The sequence below is a fragment of the Nocardiopsis lucentensis DSM 44048 genome (assembly GCF_000341125.1).
In the GTDB taxonomy this organism is placed as follows: Bacteria; Actinomycetota; Actinomycetes; order Streptosporangiales; family Streptosporangiaceae; genus Nocardiopsis; species Nocardiopsis lucentensis.
Window position 1 is genome coordinate 1 of the sequence record NZ_ANBC01000164.1, and the last position, 7,782, is coordinate 7,782.

The 7,782-nt window shown below is 71.6% G+C and carries 6 protein-coding genes; 4 read left to right on the forward strand and 2 right to left on the reverse strand.

Translation table 11 applies throughout. The features are described from left to right. Positions 1-4 precede the first annotated feature (4 nt). Together D471_RS0105470 and D471_RS0105475 are read right to left on the reverse strand one after the other, a co-directional pair. Entirely contained in the window at positions 5-694 is a 690-nt protein-coding gene (locus D471_RS0105470) for a pentapeptide repeat-containing protein (RefSeq protein WP_017597697.1), read from the reverse strand. Positions 695-741: 47 nt separating this feature from the next. Then, the gene (locus tag D471_RS0105475) at positions 742-2,313 is read right to left on the reverse strand and encodes a PucR family transcriptional regulator (protein ID WP_017597698.1); all 1,572 of its coding nucleotides are present in this window, start codon (positions 2,311-2,313) and stop codon (positions 742-744) included. 288 nt (positions 2,314-2,601) lie between these two features. Here D471_RS0105475 and D471_RS0105480 point away from each other — a divergent pair, with 288 nt between their 5' ends. The 4 genes from D471_RS0105480 to D471_RS0105495 are packed head-to-tail and all read left to right on the forward strand — an operon-like array spanning position 2,602 to position 7,765. Then, the gene (locus D471_RS0105480; RefSeq protein ID WP_017597699.1) at positions 2,602-3,471 is read left to right on the forward strand and encodes an FAD binding domain-containing protein; all 870 of its coding nucleotides are present in this window, start codon (positions 2,602-2,604) and stop codon (positions 3,469-3,471) included. Continuing rightward, positions 3,462-3,977: a (2Fe-2S)-binding protein gene (locus D471_RS0105485; protein WP_017597700.1), complete on the forward strand. Its 516-nt coding sequence runs from the start codon at positions 3,462-3,464 to the stop codon at positions 3,975-3,977. The genes D471_RS0105480 and D471_RS0105485 overlap by 10 nt, the downstream gene beginning before the upstream one ends. Then, on the forward strand, positions 3,974-5,329 hold the full coding sequence (locus D471_RS0105490; protein WP_017597701.1) for an 8-oxoguanine deaminase: 1,356 nt from the start codon (positions 3,974-3,976) through the stop codon (positions 5,327-5,329). The genes D471_RS0105485 and D471_RS0105490 overlap by 4 nt, the downstream gene beginning before the upstream one ends. Then, the gene (locus D471_RS0105495; protein WP_017597702.1) at positions 5,330-7,765 is read left to right on the forward strand and encodes a xanthine dehydrogenase family protein molybdopterin-binding subunit; all 2,436 of its coding nucleotides are present in this window, start codon (positions 5,330-5,332) and stop codon (positions 7,763-7,765) included. Positions 7,766-7,782: the final 17 nt, after the last annotated feature.

The following is a 7,782-nucleotide window of genomic DNA, read 5'->3' on the forward strand; positions in this document are numbered from 1 at the left end:
CGTGTCAGCCGTCGACGACGGTGATGCCCAGGGCGGCCAGGATCGTCCCGGCCTGCGCGGGTCCAATGGTGGCGCCGCGCAGGTAACCCGCCTGGTCCAGGGCGAGTTCGCCCAGGTCGGCGCCGCGCAGGTCGGCCCCGTCCAGTTTGACGTCCACCAGGTTGGCGCCACGCAGTCGGGACTCGACCCATACCGTCTGCCGCAGGTCGGCGCCGGCCAGGTCGGCCTCGTCCAGGCGCAGCCCTTCCAGGGTCTGGCCGCGCAGGTCGAGGCCCTTGCAGCGGGCCAGCATCAGATTGCAGTGGGCGAACGTGTAGCCGACCCCGCGCAGGGAGGTCAGCCCGGCGCCGGTCAGCCGGCATCCGGTGAACGCCGTGTCGGTGAGCAGCGCGCCCTGCCAGCGGGTGTTGGCCAGGTCCATCTTCTCGAACCGGGCGTCGGGGCCGTCCACGTGGGTGAACGAGGCTCCGGCGGCGCTGCCGCCCGTGAGGCGCGCCCCGTCCAGGAGCGCGCGGTCCAGTCGGGCTCCGTCGAGGCGGCAGTCGGTGAAGACGGTGTCGACGAGGTCGGCGTCGCGCAGATCGGCCTCGGTGAAGTCGCAGCGGACGAACGTCCACGCTTCGGGCAGGGCGCCTCGGTCGACTCCGGACAGGTCGGTGTCGACGATGGCGGTGCGGGCGGGTTCGGTACTCATCGCGCGGACCCTAACGGTCGGCGGTGACAGAACCCGCCCCGGCGCGCTCAGTCCCGCAGTTTCAGGGCCAGGAACAGGTCGACCCTGTGCTCCAGACTGCTCAGGTCGCGTCCGGTGAGCTCCTCGACCCGGCCGATGCGGTAGCGCAGGGTGTTGACGTGGACGTGCATGGCCGCCGCGCAGCGCTGCCAGGATCCGGAGTGCTCCAGGAACTGCTCCAGGGTGGAGACGAGTTCGGAGCGGTGGTCGCGGTCGTAGGCGATGAGCGGGCCCAGCAGGCGTTCACGGTAGGAGGACTGGACCTCCTCGGGGACGGAGGCGAGCAGGAGTTCGTGGGAGTCGATCTCGGCTCCGGCGATCACCCTGGACCGGCCGCCGCGCAGTTCGGCCAGGCGGCGGGCGTGGCGGGCCTCCACGGCCGCGCCGCGCAGTTCGGACACGCCGTGGGCTGCGGAGCTGAGGCCGAGGGCGATGCGGTAGTCGAGCAGTCCGCCCTCCAGGACACGGGCCCTGCGGACGAGGCGGGCGCGGATCTCCTCGCCGCCGCGGCGGGCGTCGACCCCGTCGGGTACCGGGACGACGGCCAGCGAGTCGGTGTCGCCGGTGACCACGGCGCCGGGCCAGTCGGCGACGAGTTCGGTGAGCACGCGTCGGGTGAGGTCGGGGATACGGGGTTCGGGCATCATGACGGCCCGGACCACGACGCGGCCGCGCTCGGCGAAGTCCTCGTCGGGGCCGAGGCCGCTCATCAGGGCGCCGGCCTCGTCGAAACGCTGGGCGGCCAGCAGTCTGGGCAGTCCCTCCAGGTGGCGGGCGTCGGTCAGGGCGCGCTCCTCCCGGCGGCTGCGCGCGAGCACGGCGACGGAGACGAGTTCGGCGACCGACTCGTGTTCCTCCTCCGTCCAGGCGCCCTGATCCCCCGCGCACACGAGCAGCCAGGTGGCCAGGGGGTGGGCCTCCTTGGTCTGGACGGGCAGGACGGTGACCACGGCGCCGTCCCCGCCCGGCAGCCGGACGGTGCGAGGGAAGGTCGGCCAGGTGAGCGCCTTGGCGGCGAGCCACTCGGCCGCGTCGGGTGACAGGGGGGCGCTCGAGGAGGCGACCCTGCGCCCGGTGGAGGAGATCACCCAGGAGGTGATCCCGGCCTGGGTGGCGGCCCCGGCGAAGGCCTCGGAGAAGTCGGCTCCCGCGGCGACCTCGGCCATGACGCGGCGGTGCCGGTCCCGGGTCTCGGAGATGGTGGTGAACCGGTGCTGGGTCAGGGCGCGCAGGACCTCCTCGGTGACCGCGCCGAAGGAGGTCTCCGAGGGCACCTCGACGAGGGGGATGTCGTGGGCGCGGCAGGCCTCCACCAGGTCGGGCGGGATGTCGCTCAGCGCTGTTCCGGCGCCGAGGGCGACCGCGCCGGCGCTGGCGATGGAGGACACGAATGTCTCGGAGTCCTCTGGGCGGGTACGCCACATCATGCCGGTGAGGATGAACTCTCCGCCGCGCAGGTACCGGGCGGGTTCGAGCAGATCGGTGGTGTAGAACCACCGCACGGTGCGGTGGGCGTGCTCGGCTCCGGTCAGGAAACGCAGGTGCAGTCTCTTGACGGCGAGCAGCTCACTGATCTGCATGAACGATCCTTTGTTGCTTGTGGGGTGGCTGATCCCAGTGGACGGTACGTGATCTTCCCCGCCAGTGGCACCATCTGGCGGACACCGGGGGGACGTGAGGCGTTCGCGCAGACGTTACTTGTAGGAAGATCCCAACGATAGTGGCCCGTTTCACTGGCAGTTCATGTCTTTACGTGCTAGTAGGGCTCGGCTCGTCGGTGGTGTACTTCACATCACTACCGGATTACCCAGGAGTTGTGCACACCTTCCGACGTCCAACCAACTCCGTGGCGAGCAACGAGGACAAGTATGGAATTCCTGAGTCCCTCCACACTGGAGGAGGCGCTCGAGGCCAAGAGCGCCCATCCTGACGGGGTGCCCATCATGGGCGGCACCGATGTCATGGTGGAACTCAACTTCGACAAGCACCGCCCCGAGGTCCTGATCGACCTGGCCCGGATCCCCGAGCTGGCCGAGTGGGGTCCCGAGGGCGAGTACACCCGCCTCGGTGCGGGCGTGCCCTACACCCGGATCATCGAGAACCTGCAGAAGCAGGCCCCGGGCCTGGCCAAGGCCTCCCGGACGGTGGCCTCCCCGCAGATCCGCAACCGGGGCACGGTCGGCGGCAACCTCGGGGGCGCCTCCCCCGCCGGTGACACGCACCCGCCGCTGCTCGCCACCGGCGCCGTGATCGAACTCGCGTCGGTGCGCGGTCGGCGCACGGTCGCCGCCCGCGACTTCTACCTGTCGTTCCGTACGACCGCCCTGCAGCCGGACGAGCTGATCACCGCGATCCTGCTGCCCGCCCCCAAGGGCCCGCAGCAGTTCCTCAAGATCGGGACGCGCAACGCGATGGTGATCTCGGTCGCGGGCTTCTCCCTGTCCCTGGACGCCGAGAACCGGACCGTGGGCACGGGTCTGGGCTCGGTCGGCCCGACGCCGGTGCGTTCGGAGGCCGCCGAGGAGTTCCTGGCCGCCGAGTTCGACTGGGAGAACGCGTCGGTGCCCTCGGAGGCCACCGTGCGGCGCTTCGGCGAGCTCGTCGCCTCGGCCGCCCGTCCCATCGACGACCAGCGGGGGAGCGCCGACTACCGCAAGCACGCGATGTCGGTCATGGCGCGTCGCGCGCTGAGCTGGTCCGTCACCGAATACCGGAAGGGAGCCACGCGATGCGCGTGAACCTCAACGTCAACGGCGAGGAGATGACCGCCGAGAACGTCTGGCCGGGCGAGAGCCTGCTGTACGTGCTCCGTGAGCGGTTGGGCCTCCCCGGCAGCAAGAACGCCTGTGAACAGGGTGAGTGCGGCTCCTGCACGGTCTACTTCGACGGCGTGACGGCGTGTTCGTGCATGATCGCCGCCGGACAGGCCGAGGGCCGCGAGATCCGGACCGTCGAGGGCCTGGCCGAGGAGTCGGGCAAGGGTTCGGACAAGAACCTGGGCACGGTCCAGGACGCGTTCGTCGAGGCGGGCGCCGTCCAGTGCGGTTTCTGCACGCCGGGCCTGTTGGTCCAGACCGACGACCTGCTGGAGCGCACGGTGGGGGCCGGCAAGCCCGCCCCGGACGACGCGGAGATCCGCGAGGCGCTCGCGGGCAACCTGTGCCGCTGCACGGGGTACGAGAAGATCATCGACGCGGTGCACCTGGCCGCCGAGCGTCGGGCGGCCTCCGGGAGCAACGCATGAGTCGCACGATCGTCATCGAGGGAGCCCACGTCGTCACGGTGGACGGCGCGGAGTACGCGGGCGGGCACGTCGTGGTCACCGACGGCCGGATCAGCGCGGTCGGAGCGGGGCCGGCTCCGCAGGTCGCGGGCGCCGAGCGGATCGACGGGCGCGGGTGCCTGGCCACCCCGGGCCTGGTCAACACGCACAACCACCTGTACCAGTGGGCCACGCAGGGCCTGTTCGCCGACGGCACGCTCTTCGAGTGGCTGGTGGGTTCCTACGAGATCTGGCACCGGCTGGACGCCGAGGTGGTGTCGGGGACGACGAGCGCCGGGATGGCCCACCTGGCCCTGTCCGGGTGCACGACCGCCTCCGACCACCACTACATCTACCCCTCGGGCCGCGGTGACATCGTGGCGGCCGAGGTCGAGGCCGCCCGCGAGGTGGGCATCCGTCTGGACCTGGCGCGCGGGTCGATGGACCGCGGGCACAGCTCGGGCGGCCTGCCGCCGGACAGCGTCGTGGAGACCACCGACGGCGCCCTGGAGGGGACCGCGGCGGCGATCGACGCCCACCACGACGCCTCTCCCGAGTCGATGACCCGCGTGGCCGCGGCTCCGTGCTCGCCGTTCTCGGTGAGCCGGGAGCTGATGGTCGGCGCCGCCGAGCTGGCGCGCGCCAAGGGTGTGCGGCTGCACACCCACCTCGCCGAGACGCTCGACGAGGAGGAGAAGTGCCAGGCCGAGTTCGGGTGCACCCCGGTCGAGTACGCGGAGAAGCTCGGCTGGCTGGGTGAGGACGTGTGGTTCGCCCACGCGGTGCACCTGTCCGACACCGCGATCGCCCGGATCGCGGCCACCGGCACCGGCATCGCGCACTGCCCGACCTCCAACGCCCGTCTGGGCGCGGGGATCTGTCGGGTGACCGAGCTGCTGGAGGCGGGGGCCCGGGTGGGCCTGGGCGTGGACGGCCCGGCCTCCAGCGAGCTCACCGGCCTGGCCGGGGAGATGCACCAGGCGCTGCTCATGGCCCGTGCCCGCAAGGGCCCGCAGGCGCTGAGCGCCCGCCAGGCGCTGGAGATGGCGACCCTGGGCGGCGCCCGTGTCCTGGGCCGCGACGCCGAGCTCGGTTCGATCACCGTGGGCAAGGTCGCCGACATCGCCCTGTGGCGGGTGGACGGCTTCGGTTACGACGTGATCGACGACCCGGTGGTGGCCGCGGTCTTCGGCCCCACCCCTCCCCTGGAGCGGCTCCTCGTCGGCGGGAACACCGTCGTCGACCGCGGCCAGCTCCGGACCCTCTCCGCCGACACCGCGGCCGCGCGCGGTCGCGCCGCGCACCGCGCCCTGCTTCAGGAGGCGAGCCTTTAGATGGCGACGACGACCACCCGGACGGTCACGGACCTGTCCAGCACCACCAAGGACGGGCTGGGGTCCAGCCCGCTGCGCCCCGACGGCACCCTGAAGGTGACCGGGGAGTTCGCCTACTCCTCGGACATGTGGATGGAGGACATGCTGTGGGGGATGACCCTGCGCAGCCCCCACCCGCACGCGAGGATCCTGGGCATCGACATCACCGAGGCGCTCAAGGTCCCCGGCGTGGAGGCCGTGCTCACGCACGAGGACGTGCCCGGCGCCAAGCGCTACGGCCTGGAGTACAAGGACCAGCCGGTGCTGGCCTTCGGCAAGGTGCGCTACAAGGGTGAGCCGGTGGCCCTCGTGGCCGCCGACCACCCGGAGACCGCCCGCCGCGCTCTGGAGCGGATCAAGGTCGACTACGAGGTCCTGCCCCCGGTCAGCGACTCGCGGCGGGCCGCCCTCGACCCCGAGTACCCGCTGGTGCACGAGGAGGGCAGCCTCAAGATCCACGAGGAGTACCACCAGTCCGGCAACCGGGTCCGCTACCAGCCCATCCGCACCGGCGGGTTCCGGGACGTGGCCGGGAGCGAGGACCGGGAGCGGGAGGTCCTTCAGGCCCTGCGCGCCCAGGCCGACGCGGTCGTGGAGACCGAGTACGAGGTCGGCATGCAGGACCAGGCGTTCCTGGGCCCCGAGTCCGGCCTGGCCGTCCCCGAGGAGGACGGCGGCGTCCACATCTACGTCGCCACCCAGTGGCTGCACAGCGACCTCTGGCAGATCGTGCCCTGCCTGGGCCTGCCCGAGGACAAGGTGCGGATGACCATGGCGGGGGTCGGCGGGGCCTTCGGCGGCCGCGAGGACCTGTCGATGCAGATCCACGGTGCCATGCTCGCCCTGCGCACCGGCAAGCCGGTCAAGATCGTGTACAACCGCGAGGAGTCGTTCTACGGCCACGTGCACCGGCACCCGGCCAAGATGCGCTTCGAGCACGGCGCCAAGGCCGACGGAACGCTGCTGTACGCCACGCTGGAGATCATCGTGGACGGCGGCGCCTACGCCTCGGCGACGCCCGCTGTGGTGGGTGTGGCCTCCTCGCTGGGCATCGGCCCCTACGAGGTGCCCCACGTGCTCGTGGACGCCTACGGGGTGTACACCACCAACCCGCCGTGCGGCGCGATGCGCGGTTTCGGTGCGGTCCAGGCGTGCTTCGGCTACGAGTCGCAGATGGACAAGCTCGCGGAGAAGCTGGGCATGCACCCGGTGGACCTGCGGATCAAGAACGCCATGTCGCAGGGTTCGCGGATCATCACGGGCCAGGAGCTGCACAGCCCGCTGCCGATGGCGGAGATGCTCCAGCGCGCCCGCGACCTGCCGATGCCGGTCGACCGGTCCGAGCTGCCCGACCCCGCCGACCTGCGCACCCTTCCGGGTGGCGTGGCCGGTACCACGCACGGCGAGGGTGTCGTGCGCGGTGTGGGCTACGGCGTGGGCCTGAAGAACCTGTGCTTCTCGGAGGGCTTCGACGACTACTCCACCGCACGTGTGCGGATGGAGATCGTGGCCGGTGAGCCGATCGTGCTCGTGCACACGGCGGCCGCCGAGGTCGGCCAGGGCCTGGTCACCGTCAAGGGCCAGATCGCCCGCACCGAGCTGGGTGTGGAGAAGGTGGTCATCAACCCGTCCGACACCGGGGTGGGTTCGGCCGGTTCCTCCTCCGCCTCCCGCCAGTCGTACATGACCGGTGGTGCGGTGAAGCTGGCCTGTGAGGCCGTGCGCGAGTCGGTGTTCGCCTTCGCCCGCGAGCGCGGTGTGGTCCCGGCCGACCGGCACGACGCGGACCTGTCCCTGGTGGGCGGCAAGCTGGTCTCGGCCACCGACGGCGTGCTGACGTCGCTGGCCGACCTGCTCGGCGACTCCGCGAGCGGTGGCACGGTGGTGGAGGAGACCCGCGAACACCACCACCGTCCGACCGAGATGATCGACCCGGTCCTGGGCCAGGGTGACTCGCACACCCAGTTCGGCATGTGCGTGCACCGCGCCGTGGTGGACGTGGACGTGGAGCTCGGCCTGGTCAAGGTCGTGGCCCTGGACGCGGTGCAGGACGTCGGCAAGGTACTGCACCCCCAGCAGCTGGCCGGTCAGATCCAGGGCGCCTCGACCCAGGGTCTGGGTCTGGCGCTGATGGAGGAGATCCAGGTCAAGGACAGCGTGATCCGGAACCCGTCGTTCACGGACTACCTGATCCCGACCATCCTGGACACCCCGCCGATGCGGATCGACGTCCTGGAGCACCCCGACCCGCGCGCCCCCTACGGGCTGCGCGGCGCGGGTGAGCCGCCGACCCTGTCCTCGACCCCGGCGATCGTGGCCGCGGTCCGCGACGCCACCGGCCGTGCGCTGACGCACGCGCCGGTGCGCCCCGAGGACATCGTCGGTATCGAGCTCTGACGCGGGCGGCGGGGGGG

Bases quoted from the DNA above. Each gene is read 5' to 3' on its own strand.
- D471_RS0105470 (WP_017597697.1), bottom strand. From the start codon at position 694: ATGAGTACCGAACCCGCCCGCACCGCCATCGTCGACACCGACCTGTCC.
- D471_RS0105475 (WP_017597698.1), bottom strand. From the start codon at position 2,313: ATGCAGATCAGTGAGCTGCTCGCCGTCAAGAGACTGCACCTGCGTTTC.
- D471_RS0105480 (WP_017597699.1), top strand. From the start codon at position 2,602: ATGGAATTCCTGAGTCCCTCCACACTGGAGGAGGCGCTCGAGGCCAAG.
- D471_RS0105485 (WP_017597700.1), top strand. From the start codon at position 3,462: ATGCGCGTGAACCTCAACGTCAACGGCGAGGAGATGACCGCCGAGAAC.
- D471_RS0105490 (WP_017597701.1), top strand. From the start codon at position 3,974: ATGAGTCGCACGATCGTCATCGAGGGAGCCCACGTCGTCACGGTGGAC.
- D471_RS0105495 (WP_017597702.1), top strand. From the start codon at position 5,330: ATGGCGACGACGACCACCCGGACGGTCACGGACCTGTCCAGCACCACC.